Source organism: Diaphorobacter caeni (assembly GCF_015354245.1).
GTDB classification, from domain to species: Bacteria; Pseudomonadota; Gammaproteobacteria; order Burkholderiales; family Burkholderiaceae_C; genus Diaphorobacter_A; species Diaphorobacter_A caeni.
Window position 1 is genome coordinate 132,559 of record NZ_JADKYZ010000011.1, and the last position, 19,508, is coordinate 152,066.

At 64.1% G+C, this 19,508-nt stretch carries 16 protein-coding genes; 2 read left to right on the forward strand and 14 right to left on the reverse strand.

Features of this window, described 5'->3' with window-relative positions; all coding sequences use genetic code 11:
- Nucleotides 1-15: 15 nt before the first annotated feature.
- From ISG32_RS24025 to ISG32_RS24060, 8 genes are all read right to left on the reverse strand, one after another.
- Nucleotides 16-372 carry a YidH family protein gene (locus ISG32_RS24025; protein WP_194773545.1) on the reverse strand — a complete coding sequence of 119 codons (357 nt, stop codon included), beginning with the start codon at nt 370-372 and terminating at the stop codon, nt 16-18.
- 22 nt (nt 373-394) lie between these two features.
- Nucleotides 395-1,120: a sulfite exporter TauE/SafE family protein gene (locus tag ISG32_RS24030; protein WP_194773546.1), complete on the reverse strand. Its 726-nt coding sequence runs from the start codon at nt 1,118-1,120 to the stop codon at nt 395-397.
- A 140-nt stretch (nt 1,121-1,260) separates the two neighbouring features.
- Entirely contained in the window at nt 1,261-2,724 is a 1,464-nt protein-coding gene (locus ISG32_RS24035; RefSeq protein WP_194773547.1) for a sulfatase-like hydrolase/transferase, read from the reverse strand.
- 96 nt (nt 2,725-2,820) lie between these two features.
- On the reverse strand, nt 2,821-4,422 hold the full coding sequence (locus ISG32_RS24040; protein WP_194773548.1) for a GMC family oxidoreductase: 1,602 nt from the start codon (nt 4,420-4,422) through the stop codon (nt 2,821-2,823).
- 11 nt (nt 4,423-4,433) lie between these two features.
- Entirely contained in the window at nt 4,434-5,387 is a 954-nt protein-coding gene (locus ISG32_RS24045) for a PDR/VanB family oxidoreductase (protein ID WP_194773549.1), read from the reverse strand.
- 17 nt (nt 5,388-5,404) lie between these two features.
- Complete coding sequence (locus ISG32_RS24050; protein WP_194773550.1) at nt 5,405-6,817, reverse strand: Rieske 2Fe-2S domain-containing protein; 1,413 nt, start codon at nt 6,815-6,817, stop codon at nt 5,405-5,407.
- A gap of 33 nt (nt 6,818-6,850) precedes the next feature.
- A complete protein-coding gene (locus ISG32_RS24055; RefSeq protein ID WP_194773551.1) occupies nt 6,851-8,302 on the reverse strand; it encodes an NAD-dependent succinate-semialdehyde dehydrogenase in 1,452 nt (483 codons plus the stop codon).
- A gap of 208 nt (nt 8,303-8,510) precedes the next feature.
- Nucleotides 8,511-9,500, reverse strand: coding sequence for a LysR substrate-binding domain-containing protein (locus ISG32_RS24060; RefSeq protein ID WP_194773552.1), 990 nt, complete (start codon nt 9,498-9,500; stop codon nt 8,511-8,513).
- 100 nt (nt 9,501-9,600) lie between these two features.
- Between ISG32_RS24060 and ISG32_RS24065 the strand changes: the two genes are divergently transcribed.
- Both ISG32_RS24065 and ISG32_RS24070 read left to right on the forward strand, forming a co-directional pair.
- Nucleotides 9,601-10,590 (forward strand): Bug family tripartite tricarboxylate transporter substrate binding protein, encoded by a 990-nt coding sequence (locus tag ISG32_RS24065; protein ID WP_194773553.1) that lies wholly within the window; start codon nt 9,601-9,603, stop codon nt 10,588-10,590.
- A gap of 168 nt (nt 10,591-10,758) precedes the next feature.
- Complete coding sequence (locus tag ISG32_RS24070; protein ID WP_194773554.1) at nt 10,759-11,754, forward strand: tetratricopeptide repeat protein; 996 nt, start codon at nt 10,759-10,761, stop codon at nt 11,752-11,754.
- A 24-nt stretch (nt 11,755-11,778) separates the two neighbouring features.
- On the opposite strand, the gene ISG32_RS24075 is transcribed toward ISG32_RS24070, so the two are convergent.
- From ISG32_RS24075 to ISG32_RS24100, 6 genes are all read right to left on the reverse strand, one after another.
- Nucleotides 11,779-13,140 (reverse strand): HAMP domain-containing sensor histidine kinase, encoded by a 1,362-nt coding sequence (locus ISG32_RS24075; RefSeq protein WP_194773555.1) that lies wholly within the window; start codon nt 13,138-13,140, stop codon nt 11,779-11,781.
- A 7-nt stretch (nt 13,141-13,147) separates the two neighbouring features.
- Nucleotides 13,148-13,810: a winged helix-turn-helix domain-containing protein gene (locus tag ISG32_RS24080; protein WP_194773556.1), complete on the reverse strand. Its 663-nt coding sequence runs from the start codon at nt 13,808-13,810 to the stop codon at nt 13,148-13,150.
- A gap of 138 nt (nt 13,811-13,948) precedes the next feature.
- On the reverse strand, nt 13,949-16,105 hold the full coding sequence (locus tag ISG32_RS24085) for a TonB-dependent siderophore receptor (protein ID WP_194773557.1): 2,157 nt from the start codon (nt 16,103-16,105) through the stop codon (nt 13,949-13,951).
- Between the two features lie 46 nt (nt 16,106-16,151).
- Nucleotides 16,152-16,880: a hypothetical protein gene (locus ISG32_RS24090; RefSeq protein WP_194773558.1), complete on the reverse strand. Its 729-nt coding sequence runs from the start codon at nt 16,878-16,880 to the stop codon at nt 16,152-16,154.
- A 90-nt stretch (nt 16,881-16,970) separates the two neighbouring features.
- Nucleotides 16,971-18,488, reverse strand: a complete 1,518-nt coding sequence (locus ISG32_RS24095) for a hypothetical protein (RefSeq protein ID WP_194773559.1) — start codon at nt 18,486-18,488, stop codon at nt 16,971-16,973.
- 25 nt (nt 18,489-18,513) lie between these two features.
- Entirely contained in the window at nt 18,514-19,506 is a 993-nt protein-coding gene (locus ISG32_RS24100) for a YncE family protein (protein ID WP_194773560.1), read from the reverse strand.
- Between the last annotated feature and the right edge of the window lie 2 nt (nt 19,507-19,508).

The window sequence follows — 19,508 nt, forward strand, 5'->3', positions numbered from 1 at the left end:
GAGGCGGCTGAGAAGTCATTGAAACAGGATGATCACCAGGGCCGCGCCGAGCAGCAACATGCACAGCGTGAGCATGGCGAGGGCCTGGTTGTGCGGCAGTGGCCGTCCCAGTCGCATCGCGATCTCGCACTGTTTCCATTTGCGGTAGGCCAGCGAGGACAGCAGGATGGAGACGAAGGCGCTCATGGCCGAGTAGATGGCCCAGTGCGGATCGAGTCCATAGATCTGGGCGACCTGTCTGGTGGCGAGCGATACGGCCAAAAAGGCGAGGGCGGTGCGAATCCAGGCAAGAAAGGTGCGCTCGTTGGCGAGGCTGAACCGGTAGTCGGGCTCGCTTCCCTGCGAATACCAGGAGGGTCGGTCGTTGTTCATGTCAGAGATGTTTTTTCAGTGGCTACAGCGCATCGCGCAGCGACCACAGCAGGAACGCGCTGTTGGATGCGAGCACCACATAGATGAACACGCGAAAGGCCCGTTGGCTGATGCGCGTGAAGAGCCAGTTTCCGCATGCGACGCCCAGCAGCGCGAGGGGTACCAGACTGAAGGAGAACAAGATCACGCGCGAGCTGTCCTGCGCGTTGTACAGCTGCATCGCGAGAGACAGTCCGTATGCGAAGACGAAGAAGGCCACCACGGTGGCGCGCACTACCGCCTTGGGGAGCTGCGCCCCCGCGAAGTACACGAGCAGAGGAACACCGCCCATCCCCACCGCCGAGGTGAAGGCTCCGGCCAGTGCTCCGCACATCGCGTCGCGTGAGCGGGTGCGATCAAAGCGCACCTGCATCAGCAGGGCAACCAGAAACACCATCGTGAGCACAGCGATCATGAGCTTGAGCTGCACCGGCCGCACCAGAAGAATCAGGGCCATGCCGAGCGGCACTCCCACAAGGCCGCTCGCCACCAGCCGCTTGAGCAGCGTGTAGTCCACGTCCCGGCGCACCTGGGGCATCATCACGATGGACAGAATGACGGCGATGATCAGATTGATCTGCACTGCCGTGATCGGGTCGTGCAGCAGCAGCAGCAGCGGCACGGCGAGTATCGAGAATCCGAAGCCGGTGGCCGAATGCAGGCACGAAGCCAGCAGAATGACGAACGCTGAGCTGATGTAGAGCGACATGTTGTGCAAACCTCGTCGAGTGCGCTGTGACAATGCGGCTTCCATCATGCGCTCAATCGAACGCCGCGTCGCCGCATGAACAGGAGTCCGGTCAGGTGGAGCGCGCTGCCGCAGACACGCGGCGGCGCGCTCCCGTCGCGTCAATCCAGCGTGAACGCCACGCCCGGCACCGGCGTGAAGCCAAGGTCACCCCGGGCGATCACTGCCTCGCGGCCACCGTTCTCGGCCAGCAGCACGGCCTGGCGCGATTTCGCGCGCGCATCCACGGCGTTCGGGTCGCAGATGGCCCACAGCTTCTCGCGGCATTCCTCGAGCACGGCTTCATACTTGGGATTGGTGCCGAGGTCGGTCAACTCCTCGGGGTCCGATTCCAGATCGAAAAGCTGCGCGGGGTAGCCCACGTAGTAGACGTACTTGTACTTGCCGTTGCGGATCATGAAGGCGCCGGTGGCCGAGCCCATGCCGTGGTATTCGACCAGCACGTTGCGATCGGGCACCTGGTCCTGCGCCACATCGAACAACGACACGCCGGGATAGCCTTCGCGCAGTTGGGGCTCGTCATTGCCCATCGCGTCCAGAATGAACGGGTAGATGTCCACATGGCTCACCGACGTGTCGATCACCTTGTTCTTCGGGATGCCGTCACCTGCGATGATCATCGGCACCGCGGCGGCTTCTTCGAACATGGTGGACTTGCCCCACATGCCGCGGGTTCCGAGGTTATCGCCGTGGTCGGAGGTGTAGACGATGCGCGTGCTGTCGGCAAGGCCCGCCTCTTCGAGCGACGTCAGGATCTTGCCGACATTCTCGTCGAGGAACGAGCACAGGCCGTAGTAGCCGGCGATGGCGCGCTTGACCGCGTCGCGATCGAAGTAATCATCGTAGTTGAAGCTCTTGCGGTAGTCCTGCAGGTAAGGATGGGTGGGACGCTCGTCCTGCCCGTAGAGCTTGGGCATCGGCAGGTTCTGGTTGTAGTAGCGGTAGTAGTGCTCCGGCGGAGCCGTCAGTGGGAAGTGTGGCGCGACCAGCGAGACGAAGAGCACCCAGGGCTTGTCGCTCTCGGCCTGCTTCAGTGCGCGTTCGCGCAGCCAGACTTGGGCGCGCGCGGTGATGTCGCGGTCATACATGGTGTAGGTGCTTTCGCCCGGCCCTGCGTAGTGCGCCATCTTGTACGCGCCCTTGCGCACCGGCAACTCGCTGCGCACGAGACCCATGAGATCGCCCTTGCCCTCGAGAATGTGCATGGGCACGATCTCTTCGCTGAATCCGTGGTCCTCACCGGTCTTGCGGAAATGCAGCTTTCCGATGGACACCACGTCATGGCTGCGTTCGCGCAGATGGTGGTGCCAGCTCGGCACCTCGCCGTCGTAGGCGTCGGCATTGTCCCAGTAGCCCACCTGATGGATGTATTTGCCGACAGCGAACGACGCGCGTGAGGGAATGCACACGGGGCTGCTGCAATAGGCGGACGAGAAGCGCGTGCCGTTGGCGGCCAGACGATCGAGATTGGGGGTTTGAACGATATCGCTTCCATAGCAGCCCAGGGCCTTGATGGAATGCTCATCGGACATGATGACAAGCAGGTTTTGAGGTTTTTGACTCATGACGACTCCAGTGTTTTCGTGAGGTGAATGGCGCGGGCGCATCGACGATGCGCACCGATGGGAAAGTGTTGTTGTGTCCGCTGGTGTGATGTGGCGTCAGGCGCGCCGGCGTTCGGCCTTGATGAGATCGGCGGCTTTCTCGCCGATGACGATCGAGCCCGCGTTCGTGTTGCCCGAGAGCAGCAGCGGCATGATCGACGCGTCGGCCACGCGCAGCCCCTGCACGCCGCGCACGCGCAGCTGCGGATCGACGACGGAGGAGGCGTCCGAGCCCATGCGGCAGGTGCCCACGGGATGGAAGATCGTCGTCGCGTATTCGCGGATGAAGCCCAGCACCTCGTCATCGGAATCGATGTGAAATCCAGGGCGATACTCGTCGGCCACGTAGGGCTGCATGGCGCGCGAACGCGCGATCTGCCGCGCCATGCGCACGCCGGCGATCATGGTCTGTTCATCGTGCTCGGTGGAGAGGTAGTTGAATCTGGCCCAGGGCGACGCGAAGGGGTCGGTGGAGCGCAGCTTCACCTCGCCTCGGCTAGAGGGCTGCAGCTGGCATACCGACATCGTGAAACCGGAGAAGTCATGTGGCTTGCCGGCGGTCATGTCGGCACTGATGGTGCCGAAGTGGAACTGGATGTCCGGCGTCCCGAGCGACTGCTTCGAGCGCGCGAACATGCCGCCAAGCTGAATCCCCGCAGCCACGGGACCGGCCTTGCGGAACATCCAGCGCATGCCGATGCGCATCTGGCCGAACCAGGTGCGGATGTCGTCATTGGTCGTGATCGGCTTGGTGCACTTGTAGATCAGGCGCGACTGCAGATGGTCCTGCAGGTTCTTGCCGACTTCCGGGAGATCGTGCACCACGTCGACTCCCTTGGCCTGCAGCGCCAGTGCGTCGCCCACGCCGGAGAGCATCAGCAACTGCGGAGTCTGCAGCGCTCCGGCGCTGAGGATCACCTCCTGCTTGCAGCGTGCTTCCTTCACCAGCCCTGCCTGACGGTAGCGCACGCCCACCGCGCGCTTGTTCTCGAAGATGACGGACATGGCCTGTGCATCGGTGGCCACCTGCAGGTTGTCCCCCGCGATGCCCGAGCGCAGATAGGCCTTGGCCGAAGAACAGCGCAGGCCATTGCGCGTGGTGAGCTGGAAGTAGCCCGCGCCTTCCTGCTTTGCGCCGTTGAAATCGTTGGTGCGGGGAACTCCGATCTCGTTGGCGGCGCCGATGAAGGCCTCCACCAGTTCGTGCTTGTCGCGGATGTTGGAGACCGTCAGCGGACCGCTGCCGCCATGCAGCGAGCATTCGCCACGCTCGTTGCCCTCGGAGCGCTTGAAGTAGGGCAGGATGTCCTTCCAGCCCCAGCCAGGATTGCCGAGCGCTTCCCACTTGTCGAAATCCTGCGCCTGACCGCGGATGTAGACCAGGCCATTGATCGAGCTGGAGCCGCCGAGCGTGCGTCCGCGCGGCTGGTAGATCTCGCGGTCGTTCAGATGCGGCTCGGGCTCGGACTTGAACTGCCAGTTCAATTCCGGATTGAACATGGTCTTGCCGTAGCCGATCGGGATGTGGATCCAGATGTTCTTGTCGGCGGGGCCTGCCTCCAGCAACAGCACGGAGGTGGTCTTGTCCTGCGCAAGACGTGCCGCCACCGCACAGCCCGCGGAGCCGGCGCCGACGACGATGTAGTCGAAATTTTGCATGATTGTCCCGTTCAGATTTCAAGCGCCATCGGGCCCTGCGCCACGCGTGCGCAGCACAGCAGCACCTGACTTGCGCGCTCCTCGTCGCCCAGCAGGTAGTCGTTGTGTTCCGGCGTGCCCGCGCTGTAGGCGGTCTTGCAGGCACCGCAGACTCCCGCTTCGCAGGAGGATTCGCAGGTGATTCCCGCGTTGCGCAGCGCATCGAGCATCGTCTGGCCGGCCTCGATCGGCACGACCTTGTTCGAGCGCGTCAGATGCAGCTCGCTTGCGCCCGCGCTGAGCGCTGCCGCAGAGGCCTTGGGCGGCTCCGCGCCGAAGTACTCGAAGTGCACGGCATCGTTCGGCCAGTGGGCCGTGGCGTCGCGGATCGCGGACATGAAGCCGCCCGGGCCGCAGAAGTACACATGCTTGCCGTCTTCGTGACGGGCCAGCAGCGATGCGATGTCGAGCCCCTTGGCCGGATCGCCGCCGTCGTGATGGACCGTCACGCGCTCGGAAGACGATGCGCCGTCAAGGCGCCGGCGAAACGCCGTGCGGTCCTCGTCACGCGTGCAGTAGTGCATCTCGAAGGATTCGCCGCGCGCGGCCAGCGTCTCCATCATCGCGAGGATCGGAGTGATGCCGATGCCACCGGCAAGCAGCACCGAATGGCGTGCGCCGGACTGTATCGCAAAGAAGTTGTGCGGCTCGGAGACCTCGATCCAGTCTCCGGCGTGCACCTTCTCGTGCATCGCCTTCGATCCTCCGCGACCGCCCGGTGCGTTGAGCACGGCGATGCGGTAGCAGTCCACATCCGTGGGCGAGTTGCACAGTGAATAGCGGCGCGAGAGGCCGCCGGGGATCTTCACATCAATATGCGCGCCCGCCTCGAAACGCGGCAGCGCGCGATTCGCAGGATCCACCAACTCATACGACAAGATTCCCTCGGCCTCGTGGGTCACCGAACGGACACGCAGTTTCAACATGATGATCCCCTTGTGCCTCAGGCGTTGCCCAGTTCGGCGGCGGACTCTTCGCGCGCGTCGATCACATCGAGCTGGCTGCGAATGTGCGCATCGCGTTCCGCTGCACTCGGCAACGCATCGGCGGAGCGCATCACCGCGATGACCTTCTTGCCGATGTCCAGCAGCAGCTTGCGGTCTTCCTCGCGCGAGAGCTCGGGGATGTCGAGCACGCTGTCCTGCGAGTAGAGCGGAAGTGTCTTTCCAGCGGCGGTCAGCGCGTCATACAGCGCGTTGGCCGGAGCCTTGCCGCGCACCATGTCGCGTAGCAGTTTGCGGCACATGAAGACGCCGATGTCCGAGCTGCCGGGGTTTTCGGCGCCATGCACGGCGATCCGGCCCTGGCTGACGATGGCCTCCCAGTCGCCGGGCGCGCGCTGGCCTTCTTCGTAGCTGCGGTCACCGACCTGTCCTTCCAGAAAGTCGATCTTGTCCACGCCACAGCCCGACTCGTCGCCGAGACCATCCGGGTCGACCGTGTCATTGAAATGTCGCCAGCCCAGAATCATCATGTGGTTGTCGTCGATCGGGACATTCCAGCGCGTGCAGCCCGAGTTGCCGTGGCGCTCGCGCGCGGCGGTGGGCATGAGCGAGCCGATCTGCAGATAGTTGGGGAACACCATCTCGGTGATGCGCGACCAGACCTTGTTGTCCGGCAGTCGGCGATTGGCGCTGAAAATGCAGCCGTGGCCATTGCGCGTGGGCTCCCAGTGCATGACCGGCATGTCGCCGAAGCCCTCGAGCGAGACGCCCGCGGCGGTTTCGGCGTCCACTCCCTCGACCACCATCTTGTTGTGCAGCACGGCCGTGTGCATGTGGTCCATGATGTTCTCGTAGACCTGCAGCCAGTTGCATGGATAGATGTTCGAGAACGGCACCAGCTTGTTGTCCTCCGGGAAACCGTAGCTGTCGAACTCGGGGAAGGGCGGCTGCTCTTCCACGGGTCCCATGTAGGCGAACACCAGACCATTGCGCTCGAAGGCCGGGTAGGCGCCCTGGGTGACCGTCGCCTTCAGGCGCGTCGCATCGTGTTCGCAGGGTGCATCGAGCAGTGTGCCGTCCACGTCGAAATGCCAGCCGTGGTAGCAGCAGCGGATGCCCTTCTCGGAGACGATGGCGTATTCCAGCGATGCGCCGCGATGGGCGCACTGGCGATGCATCACCCCGATGTTGCCGCTCTTGTCGCGGAAGGCCACCAGGTTTTCGCCCATGATGCGGATGGCCTTGGGCACGTCCGTGAGTTCTTCGGACAGGCATACGGGCTGCCAGTAGCGTCGCATCAGCTCGCCCATCGGCGTGCCAGCGTCGGTGCTGGTCAGCTCCAGATCGGGAGCGGGGCGCACGCGCTTGTGATAACCGCTGTAGCGCTTGGCCTGGGTTGCGTTCGTGGTCATGGTTTTATCTCCTTCAATGCAATTGGCTTGTTTTCAAACTTGGCTGTTGGACTGACTGATGAATTTCAGGTGCTGGTAGGCGTCGAGCCCCTCCGGACCGCCTTCGTATCCGAGGCCGCTGTCTTTCAAGCCGCCAATGGGTGCGTCGGCCAGCGACGGCGTGAAGCTGTTGATGCCCACCCAGCCCGCTTCGATGCGTTCGGAGAACTCGGCGGCGCGCGCCATCCGGTTGGTGAAGGCGTAGGCGGCCAGGCCGAACTCGACGCTGTTGGCCTTGGCGAGACCGTCTTCCATGTCGCTGAAAGTCATGATCGGGGCGACCGGGCAGAACGGCTCCTCCGAGAGAATCGAGGCCTGCTCGCTCAGGTCGGTCAGCACGGTCGGCAGGTAGAAGTTGCCGACCTGACCCATCGCCTCGCCACCCGTCATCACCTTGGCTCCGCAGCCGTGCGCCTGTTCCACGAAATGACGGGCGGCGGCCAGACGCCGCTTGTTGTTGAGCGGCCCCATCTGCACGCCAGCGTCCATGCCGTTGCCGACCTTCAGCGCCTTGGTGAATTCGACGAATTTGTCGATGAATGCCGGCGCGACGCTTTCCTGCACATAGAAGCGGCTGGGCGACAGGCATACCTGGCCCGCATTGCGGAACTTGAACCCCACACAGGCGCGGGCGGCCTTCTCGATGTCGACGTCGTCAAAGATCAGCACGGGGGCGTGGCCGCCGAGCTCCATCGTCGCGGGTTTGAGGAATTCCCCTGCCTGACGGGCCAGCAGCTTGCCCACTGGCACTGAGCCGGTGAACGAAATCTTGCGGATCACGGGAGAGGCGATCAGCTTCTGCGAGATCTGTGCAGGCACTCCGAACAGCAGATTCAACACGCCCGATGGCACGCCAGCATCGACGAAGGCACGCACCAGCTCGACGCAGACGGCGGGAGTTTCTTCGGCTGGCTTGAGCACCACCGTACATCCCGCAGCCAGAGCGGCCGCCACCTTGCGCGCGGCAAGAAACGCGGGGAAATTCCAGGGAGCGAAGGCGGCGACGGGGCCGATGGGGCGGCGCACCGAGGCCTGCATCAACAGGTGCGCACGCGGAGGAAGAATCCGCCCGTAGGCGCGCTTGCATTCTTCGGCGCAATACACGATGCCTTCGATCACCCGATCGATCTCGCCCTGCGAATCAGCCAGCGGTTTGCCGTTCTCGAGCGTGAGCACGGCCGCCAGGTGATCGCGACGCTGGTCGATCAGAGCTGCCGCGCGCTTGAGAATGACCTCGCGCTCCCAGGCGCTGGTCTGCGACCAGGTGCGGAATGCCGCATCGGCTGCCGCGATCGCGTCATCGATGTCCTGCTCCGTCGCGACAGGCAGCAGTCCGATGACCACGTCCGTTGCGGGATTCACCACAGGCACGGTGTCGCGGCCTTCCACGCCGCGCCATTCGCCGCCGACCAGCAAACTCAGCCCTTGGGGGTAGGGATGATTCATTTGATATTCCTTCTCACTCTTGCCGCGCGGCCCTTCCGCACGATCGTTCTGGAGCTTGCGGACCTCTGCGAAAAAGGCTTGATGAAGCTCAAGTGAGATAGAACTATATAGGACTATAGATTTATAGAAACATAGGGAATGCCCTATGTCGCCTGGATTGGGCGTTTGACGAAGGAAGAAGGCGGGGAGAGGAGGGCTGGCTGACCCGCTACGTCAGGTGCAGGGCGTGCGCCGTTTCGGACACCGTGTCGATGAAGCGCAGCGCCGCAGGATGGAGTTCCGTGTCCTTGCGCCACAGCAGCGTGATGGGGACGATGTCCTGCTTCAGCCCCTTCTGGAGCTGCACCAGTCCATTGGCGCGCTCGCCTGCTTCGGCAATCGACTTGGGGAGCACGCCCACCAGTCGGCTGCAGGCCATGAGGCGGCTCATGTGATGAAAACTTGTGGACTCAACGGTCACCACGGGCGGCCGCAATTTCTTGCGAAGAAAGATCTGGTCCGTGAGGTCGCGCAGTGGCGTGCCCCGTGGAGGCATGACCCAGGCCACCGCGCACAGGTCGCTCCATCGGCGGGAAGCGTCGCGCGCCAATGCGTGGTCAGCCCCGCAGACGATGGAAAAGCTCTCGCTGTAGATGGTCCGGGTCTCGTACATCCGCGCTTGCTCGGCGTGGAGCACCCGCCCGAACACCAGATCCAGCTTGCCCGCATCCAGCTCGGCCAGCAGTTCCACGCTGGAGCCTTCACGCGTGACGAAGCGCACGGCCGGGCTCGATGCGGTCATGCGATCAATGGATTGCGCAAGCAGCGCGGGGTCCAGCGAAGGGACGAACCCCAGACGCACGCTCCCCGCCGCGCCGGACGCGAACTGCAGCACCTCGTCGTGCAGATGGGCCAGGTCGGTCAGCACCACGTTCACCTGCCTGAGCACCATGCTCCCCAACGGCGTGATGCGCATGCCGCGGCGATCGCGCGCGAACAGCTGCTGTCCGAAGAGTTCTTCGAAGTCCTGCATCAGCTTGGTGGCCCCCGGCTGCGTGACATTGCAGGCGACGGCGGCCTTGCGCAGCGATTGCATCTCGCACACGGCGCGGAACAGCTCCAGATGCTTGATGCGAATGCGTCCCTTGAAAGCGCTCAACGGCAGGGGCAGGGCACCAGTGGACGAGTCCGTGCGGGAAGATGGGTTGGTGATACGCATTGGTTATCACTGATGGCAAAAGTTCGATTATCCAGAAAGTCAATGGACTTGCAGAATGCATTGAAAGCCCCCTCAAAACCAGTTAACGGAGTTCAACAACATGCGCAAACGCACCTTTCTCCATGGCATCTCGTTGGCCCTCAGTGCAATGTTCGTCGGACCTCTGGCGCAGGCCGAGCCGAACGCGTGGCCGGAACGTCCGGTGCGCATCGTCGTGGCCTATCCGGCCGGAGGCGGCGTGGACTTCGTGGCGCGCCTGCTGGCGCAACGTCTGGGGACGGCCTGGGGCCAGGCGGTGACCGTCGAGAACAAGTCTGGCGCAAGCGGCACCATCGGCGCCGATTACGTGGCGAAATCCAGACCCGATGGGTTGACGCTGCTGCTGGCGTCTCCGGCGGAGGTGCTGGTCGGACCCATTGCCGGTCAGAAAACGCCCTACGATGCACGGCAGGCGTTCAAGCCCATTTCGCTGGCGGGCGAAACCCCGCTGGCCATCGTCACCAACCCCGCGCTGGGAATCAAGGATCTGGGCATGCTGTCCACGGTGGCCAAGCAACGGTCGCTGAAACTCAGCTTAGGCACACCGGGCTCCGGCAGTTCCATGCAGTTTGCGGGAGAGGCGCTGAACCAGACGCTGGGACTTGGCATGGGGCATGTGCCCTATCGCGGCGCGGCCCCGGCCGTCAACGACGTGCTTGGCAATCAGATACCGCTTGCCATCGTGGGCCTGCCGCCGCTCGTGGGTCACGTCACATCAGGAAAGCTGCAGGTCCTCGCCGTCACCACCGATGCGCGCTCGGCGGCCTTGCCGGATGTGCCCGCAGTGTCTGAGTTCCCGGGTCTTGCCGGTTATCGCTTCTCCAATTGGATGCTGTTGCTTGCTCCTGCCGGTACAGCGCAGAGCATCAGCGACAAGATTGCCAACGACGTGGCCACCATTTTGAAGGACCCGGAGATTCGGCGTCGCCTTGAAGTGGGAGGCGTCACCCCGATGGGGCTCCAAGGCGCACCACTCGCGCGTTTTCTCGCGGACGAGCGGGTGCGTTATGAAAATGTCGCCAAGAAGAGCCATATTCAGCTGGATTTCTGAGAGCGCAAAAGCGTTCTGAGAGCACGCGTTCGATCCGCCGGGGAGATCCGTTGAGCACCTGAAGAACGCGGTGGAAATTTAGCCAAATTTCAGATTCAGCGCATACTCTGCTCAACGATGAATATCCGATGGTGCGTTTGTTTTCCTCGACGTTGGGCGGCGGGTCTGGTGCTCGTGGCTTCGCCGTTGCTCTCGCAGGCGAGCGTGCATCTGGCCGGGGAGCAGGCACCCGAGACCGGCGTGTCCGTGCGTGCCGATCCGGGCCACGGCGCGCGGCGCGAGGCGCAGGAGGCGATGCAACGTGGTGACTACCTGCGTGCCGTGCAGTCGGCCCAGCGGCAGCTCAAGGAATCGCCGGGCGACGCGGAGATGCGTGCGTTGCTGGCGCGGGCCTATTTTCTCGGGCGCAACTATGAAGCAGCGGCGCGGGTGCTTCAGCAGGAGGTCCAGTCGTCGGAGCGCTCCGAGCAGGCACCTTCTGAATTGCATCTGCAGTGGCTGCTGGAGTGCTACGAGCAGCTCGGTGATGGCAATGGGGCGCTCTGGGTGCTGGAACGCCTGGTCATCCACCACCCCAAACGCGCCTACTGGTCCAGCCTGCTCTCGCTGTGGCAGAAGAAGCTGGGGCCGGATCACCGACTGACGCTGGATTTCCTGCGTCTGCGCAGGGCCACCGGAAGCATCACGACGGCGGAGGACTATCTGCAGCTGACGGCGTGGGCGCTGCGCAGTGGGGCGGCGCTTGAAGCGCGAGGCACGCTGGACGAAGGATTCTCCAAGAAGATTCTGGGCGTGGGACCGTCGGCCGATGCCCACAGGACGCTGCGCGCGCAGGTGCAAAAACAAGTGGAGGAAGAGCAGAAGCAGTTGTCGAGCCCGGATTGGGAAACCAATGCAGTGGCGGCCCGCAATGGCATGCTGCTGGTGAACGCGGGGCTGTCGGAGGTCATGCGGGGAGAGCATGTCCGGGGGCTGTCTCTGATGGAGCGGGGCATCCGCATCGGGATTCCGCATGCGCCCCAGGACGCCAAGCTGCGGCTGGCGATCGGATATCTGAACGCCGGACAGCGCAGCAAGGCCATCGATCTGCTGCGCACCGTGACGGGGCGCGGTGGCGCGGCCGATCTGGCCAGACTGTGGGAGTGGTACGCGCGCCAGTCCTGAGCGCGTCAACACGCTCCGAGCCGTTCAAGCGGGCGGGTGACGATCGATGCGGATGACGATGCGAAGCCCGCTGCCGGTGCTCGCGTTTTCCGCGCGGATCCGACCGCCATGCAGCTCCACGATGCTGCGGCTGATCGCGAGGCCGAGGCCGGTGCCGCTGTAGCGCAGATCCGCATTCTGGAAGCGGAAGAAGCGCTCGAACATGAGCTCGCGCTGCTCGACGGGCAGACCCGGTCCCTGGTCTTCCATCGCCACGTGCCAGACACCGTACTCGCACTCCGACGTCACGCGCACTTCGGCCCCGGACGGAGACACATGGATGGCGTTGGTGAGCAGATTCAGCAGCACCTGGCGCATCCATTTGGTGTCGATCGCGACCGTTCCCTGTCCCGTGTGCCGGGAGACATAGCGCAGCCCATGGTGCTCGAGCAGCACCGCCGCATCCTGATCGAACGACTGCAGGAACGCCTGCGGAACCTGATCCTGCACCTGCAGCGCGATGGCGCGTGCATCGGCTCTGGACAGCAGGAGCAGATCTTCGATGATGCGGTTCAGCCGCTCGATTTCCTCGAGCTGGATCTGGGCCGACTCACGCAGCGGGTCGCTCAGTCCCTCATTGAGGACCAGCTTTTCCGCATGCAGGCGGATCAGGGACAGCGGCGTCTTCAGCTCATGCGAGGCCTCGGCGGTGAAGCGGCGGATCTGGGCGAACGAGGACTCCAGCCGGTCGAACATCTGGTTGAGCAGCTGTGCCAGATCGGAGATTTCGTCGCGCGCTCCGTCCACGGGAATGCGTTGCCCCAGATTGTCCGAGCGGATGCGGTTGGCGGTATCGCGGATCAGGCGCACGGGCTGCAGCAGCATCCGGCTCAGCCCAAAACCCAGCAGCAGGCTGACCACCACCATGCCGAGCAGCAGCGCCGCGCAGACACGGATGTAGTTCGACATCACCTGCTGGACGGGCTGCAGCGGGGTGCCGATCACCACCTGGAACGGCTGCATGGAGAACTGGCCGACGCGCAGCTCTCCGATGTCTTCGACGCGCGCGTTGTATTGAGCGGGTCCGCTCTGGTCGGGGATGTCGTTGCCGTTCAGGCTGGACGAGCGCATGACGCTGCCGTCGGGCAGCTGCACCTCGATCAGAAAGACCGCCGCGGCGTTTTCGGTGATCTCGCGCACGCGCATTTCTCTGAAGGGAGAGCTGGACGTCGCGAATTCCGGCCCGAGGTGCGACTGGATCTGCCGGAACTCCGCCTCGTTGAGAATGTCCAGACCATGCGTGAGGTGCAGGTCCAGATAGTGGTAGCCCGCCACGAAGACGCAGCCCAGCGTGGCGGTGGCGGCCGCCGTGTACCACAGCGCGATGCGCGCACCGATCGAAGCCATGCAGGCGTCAGATCAACTGGTAGCCGATGCCGCGCACGGTCTTGAAGCGCGGCGTGCCCGGCGTCTCGAGCTTGGCGCGAAGCCGTGACATGTAGACATCCAGCAGGTTGGTGTCGGCATCGTAGGTGGACGACCAGATTTTCTCGGCGATGAGTGTCCGGGGAAGAATCCGTCCCGGGTTCTGCATGAAGATCTCGAGCAGGGCGTATTCGCGGCTCGTCAGATCGATGGTCTGGCCGTCCAGAAAAACCTTGTGCGCGACCAGATCGAGCTGCAGTCCCCCGCGCTGCAGCACCGCCTGCTTGACGGCGGACTGGCGCCTGAGCAGGGAGCGGATGCGGGCCTGCAATTCCTCGAGCGCGAAGGGCTTGGGAAGATAGTCGTCCGCACCCAGATCCAGACCGGTGACGCGGTCTCCCATGCTGTCTCGGGCACTGAGGATCAGCACCGGCTCGTTGAAGCCGCTTTGCCGCCAGAGCTTGAGGAGATCCAGACCGTCGCCGTCTGGCAGACCGAGATCGAGAATGACCGCGTCGTAAGGAGTCTCGGCCAACGCGTCGGATGCATCGCTGCAGTTGCGCACCACATCGGAGGCGTAGCAGCACTCGGACATTCCCTGCTGAACGAACTGTCCCAGGCGCACCTCATCTTCGACCACCAAAATTCTCATGCTGGGCTTGCTCCCCAATTTCCTATGCCAGTCGGGAATGTTACGTGAATCCTGCCCCTTGTCATCGGCACAAACGCGGCGTCGATTCTGAATGGAAATTCAGATTGGAGGGGCGACCACGGCGGGCCGCCCCTGCCCTCAGAACTCCATCTTCGCGTTGAAGCGCAGGCTGCGCTCCATGCCGGTTCCATAGGTGCCGCTCGACACCGAGTTCCAGTAGCGTTTGTTGCCAAGGTTCTCGACGTTGAGCTGCATGGACGCCTTGCGGCCCATCAGGCGGGTGGAGTATCCGACGCCCGCCGACAGCAGGGTCACGCCGGGAATCTGCGCCTGATTCAACGCGTTGACGTACCGTGCACCCACATAGGAGGCCCCGGCATGCACGGTGAGGCCCTTGAACCAAGGGGCCTTGTGCGTGATGGTCACGTTGCCGGTGAGCTTGGGCGTGTTCTCCGGAACCAGACCATGCAGACTCATGTTGCGATCCGGCTTCTGCTCGGCGAGCAGGTATTGGCCGGCGGTGTTGATGGTCCAATGCCGGTTCACGTCCCAGCTTGCGGTGGCCTCGACGCCCCGGAACGTGTTGGTCCCGTCGAGCAGGAACACGTTCGTGTCGGGATCCACGACGGCGTTGGCCCGGGAGATGTCGAACACCGCAAGGCTGCCGTTGAAGCCATCCTGATGGTGGCGCACCCCGAACTCGATCTGGGTCGCCGAGGCGGGCGCCAGAATCTCGAACTGATTGACCGCTCCCACCGGCGCGGACCCGGTTTCTTCGAGGCCCTTCATGTAGCTCGCATAGAGGGTGGTCTGCTTGGACACGTCAAACAGCAGGCCCACTGCGGGAGAACTGACGGTGCTCTTGTTCGACGTGGACACGCCGGCGGCCGACGTGTTGTCGGCGTGGTAGTAGGTCTGCCGGATGCCCGCCAGGAGCTTCCAGCGCGGATGCAGCTGGATCGCGTCATACGCGTAGATGCCCGTGTCCTTGCTGACCTGGGGCGCGTAGGTGATGGGCTTGCTGGAGGCCGGTGGCGCGGGCTGGGCGATCGGGTCGAAGATGTTCTGGCGACCCGTGAAGGAGCTCGTGCTGGGTTGGTTCGCGTCGCGTTCACTCGTCGACACGCCGATGGTCAGGTCGTGCTTGAAGCCGAGCAGCGAGAAGCGGCCATCCAGCTCGGTGCGGGCGAACTCGTTCACGTAGCGCTGGTTCTTCACCATGGTGGTGGTGATCGTGCCGGCCCCGGATTCGAGGTCGTACCCGCCGATGCGGGTGATGAAGCGGTCACGGGACGCCTTCGATTGCCCCCATTCGGCCATGACTTTCCAGTTCTTGCCAAGGGCGTAGTCCACCCGTGCCTGCACGTTGTCGGTCACGGGCTTGTAGACCGCCCAGGGGCCGGACATCAGGCGGGTGGGATCCGGAATGCGCGGGACCTGGATCTGTCCGTTCACCGGCTTGAGCAGGCTGATCAGACCCTGCTCGACCACCGAGCGCTCGTAGTGCTCCACATCGAGGCTGAACTTCAGATCGCGCGTCGCGCGCCAATCGGTGCCGAGGCTGATGAATTGTCCGGAGCCCGAGGCCCCGTCCACGCCGTTCTCGTAATGCGTTGCCGAAGCGTTGACGCGCAGACCGAACTGCCTGTCATCGCCAAACCGACGACCCAGATCCACCATGCCCCCATACTGGCCGAACGAATTGCCGGACAGCGTCGCCGTGCTCACGTCCTTGTCGCCCGCGCGCTTGGTCACGAGGTTCACGACGCCGCCGGGGCTTGCAATGCCGAACATCAGGGCATTGGCACCCTTGAGGGTTTCGATGCGCTCCTTGTTTTCCGTGGGCGAGGTGCTGACGCCTGCTATGGGAAGGCCGCCATTGAGGCGGTAGCTGGTGAACAGGTTGAGCTGGATGCCGCGGATCTTGATGCTGTCGTTGGCACTGCCGCGCGAGTTGTTGCTGGTGACACCGGCCACGTTCTTGACCGCATCGGCATAGCCGTCCTGGGCACCGTCGACGTCGTCGCCCGACACCACGGTCTTGGTCATCGGCATCGACTCCGGTGTGCCGGCCTCGCCCGCGTCGGCGGCGTCCGACGGGGCGGACGTGGTGGACGGGGCGGACTTCCTGTCGGCCTTGCGTTCCCTCTCGGCCTCACCCGTCACGCTTTCGCGCGCCTGGGCAACGGCCTCCGACTCCGAGGCAAATGCCGCGGGAGCCGCCATCACCGACACGCCAAGCAGCGTGTACATCACGGGCATGGGCAGCCGGTGGCGGCGTTTTTTTCTTGTCATACGATTTTCCTTTCGAACTGCAGGCGATCCGGAGTCGGCGCTCGCGTCATGGCTGGACGGCGTTGACCGCGACGGTCTCGGAGGTATGGATTCGAATGGACTTCTTGATGTCGTTGTAGCGCTTCCAGTCGGCGTTCTCCAGCAGCTTCGCCGAGCCCTGACGCTTGACGTCCTCGCGGCGTTCGAAGGAGGCGGGATCCTTGTATCCCATGAGCAGCACCGCGCGCCCCTTGGCGCTGTCGGGCTCGCGTTCGAGATACATGGCGTAGTCCGCCATGATGCCCGATCCACGCTGGCTGTTCATGTTGGGTGCGATGTAGAGATCGGTGTAGGTCTTGTAGTCGGCGGCGGAGACGAGCGAGTCGTAGAAGCTCACCACGTAGACGGGGCGCGCGCTGGCCGGAGCTGCCTTGCCTTCCGCGCGCACCAGATCCGCGCGCCTCACCCGGGCTTCGCCGCCCAGCTCGTTCCGTGCCTTGGCCTGCCATTGGGTGTAGGCCTTCTCGTTGGCGAAGTTCAGCACGGCGACCGTCGAAAAGCCCACCTTGTCCTGCTGCGGTGTGGCGCTCAGCGTCTGTGCGCCGCTCACCAGCCCTTGCTTGCGCCAGGCCTCCACCTTGCTCAGCAGCGAAGACGCGCTCTTGCTGCTGGCGTCCAGCGTCACGATGGCGTAGGCGGCGTCCGGCGCGGCGTGGGCCATTGCGCACGCATACATCAGTCCCATGGCCGCCAGTCCATGCGTGAAGGTGCGGCGTGTCGAATTCAAAAATGTCATGTCCCTGTCTCTCGTCTGTAGATTGAATGCTGTGATTCCGGGGAGGGTCGAGACGACCGTCCCCGGATCGGTTGGCTGACGTGCAAGTCGTCAATTCGTCGCGTTCTGCTCCATCACCCACATCAGGGAGTTCGCATAGAGCATGCGTCCTTCGTCGGTGAGGTCGGGGAAGCGCGTGGCATCCATCGGGAAGAGCAACCGGCGTGCCGGCGCGACATGGTCATTGGCCATGGATGCGCCCTTTTCGTAGGCGAAGAAGGTGCCGTGCTCGGGCTGGTTGGGAATGCCCGCGATGATCTCGGCGCCCGGCGGAACGCGCGACCAGGCCAGCACGCCGGGCGTCTTGTAGAGCTTGAAGTTCCCGGCGGGAATGCCGGCCGACAGCGGGTGTGCGGGACGCAGCATCTGCACGTAGTTCTCCGGCGGGTAGAGACTGCCCTTGTGATCGTTCACGCCGTAGTCGGTGTTGCGACGGCGTGCGACCATGTGGAACGAGTCGACCGCCTTGGCCTCCATGACGATCAGCGGTCCCGCCACGTCGGAGTACTTGTTGCCGATCTTGTACTTGTTGGTGGAGGCGGAAACGATCACCAGATCCATGCCCTTGGCGTGGCTGTCCGGCTCCATCTGGTCCACCACCTTCAGGTCGAAACCTGCGGATTTGAGCCACGCGATGTGCGCCTGATCCGATGCTTCATTGGCGGGCCAGGGCATGTCGAAGCGCCGCACGAAGAGCACCTTCTTGCCCTTGGCGAAGCTCTGCAGCCGGGACTGCGTCTGCGCGGGTGTCGTGGCGGCCTGCGGCGCGTCCGGCGCGCTCACCGCCCAGCGCAGCGAGGCGTCGAACAGTTTGCGGCCCGAGAACCAGCTGTTGCTCTTGGGGTCCTGCGAAGCCGGGCCCGTGGCGTCCGTCAGCACGGAAAAGCTGTTGTCGCCCAGAAACAGGCCGACGCGCCGCGCCGGGGCGGGCAGGTCGTTGACCATGAGCGAGCCCTTCTCGTAGGAGAAGATCGCCGCCTTGTCCGGATCGCCCTCGAAGTAGGCGGAGATGTCGGCCGAAAGCGACGGCTTGCCCCAGCCGGGATCGGTTTCGCCGGCACTGAACGTGAGCGGCGCGAAGATGCCGCTGGGCACGCCCGCGGCCTGGTTGATGGGCTTGGTCGCGCTCACCGAATAGGCGTAGTAGGCGGCATGATTGGCGTTGTGGAACACCTTCTCGCGCACGACGGAGAAGTCCTTGTGCAAGGCCTTGCCCGTCATGTCCATGTCGCCGAAGCTGTAGGCATTCCAGGTCACGACCGGGATGGTGCTCATCTTGTAGCGGTCGCCCAGCAGCCGGTGATTGACGGTGGAGGAGATCAGCACCAGGTCCTTGCCCTGCGCGGCGGTGGCGTTGTCGGTCACGCCGGCGAGCGTCACCTTCATTCCACGCGACTCGAGATACTCCTTGATGAGGCCATCGTCGTTGGCCCCTTTCTGTCCTTCTCCCACCACGAACAGGACGTTTTTGCCGTTGAGCGCCGTGGGCGACACCGGACCGCTCTGGGCCGACTGCGCGGCCACCAGCGCAACGGATGCGGCGATCCAGCGCACGATTGAATGTTTCATGACTCTGTCTCCAGAATGATTGGATTTATTTGTTCAGGACCAGAACTTCGGTGGCGCCGGCAAGAAACGCGCGGCCGCTCTTGGCGTCCACGGCGACGGCGCTGGACTTGGTGCCGGACGACGGCAGCTTGCTCTCCACCGAGGCGGTGAGCTTGGCGTTCTTGACCACGGTGAGCGCGCCATCGGCGCTGGGCACGAACAGCCGCACGAACCGGTTGGCGCCGAACTGCGCCGCGATGCCCGCTTCCCCGGCACCGGTGGAGACGTAGCCGACCATCTGGCCGATGTCGGGATCCAGCACGACCATGCGACCGCTGGCGGTGGAGACATACAGGCGTCGCTCCTTGTCGTCCACGCTCATGGCCACGGGCTCGGTGGCCGGCCAGGTGGCGATGCTGCCGCGCGTGGCGAGCGTGGCGGTGTTCAGCACGTGCAGCACATGGCGTTCCGCATCCGCGACGAACACGTCGCCGCGGGTGTCGGAGCCGATGCCACGCAGCTTGCCGCCGAGCGTGGCCGTGCCCACCACCGCGCCGGTGTCGGCCGCCAGTGCGGTGACCTTGCCGTCGCCCTCGTTGACGACGTACACGCGCTTGGCGCCGGGCACGTATTCCACCGACGTGGGGCGGGAGCCGGTGGACTTCACGGTCTTGATCACCTGCAGCGAAGCGAGATCGAAGACGGTGATGCTGCCGTCGGAGGCGCTGGTGACGTAGCCGCGCTGGATGTCCGGCGCGATGGCCACGCCGGACGCGTGACCGCGCACGGGCACCTGGCCGATCTTCTTGTCGGTGTCCAGATTCACGATCTCCAGCGCGCCGTCGCGCCCGATGTAGAGCTTGCGCCCGGCGGAGTCGACCTCCAGCGCCCGGATGTCTCCCTGACCGTCGGTCTTGATGCTCGAGACGACCTTGTAGGCAGGGTTTGCGCCGCCTGCGGAGGATGGAGCGTCAGCGGCATGCACTGAGCTCATGGCGGCCATCGTGGCCAAGGCCAGCAGGTGATGTGTGAGTCGCATTG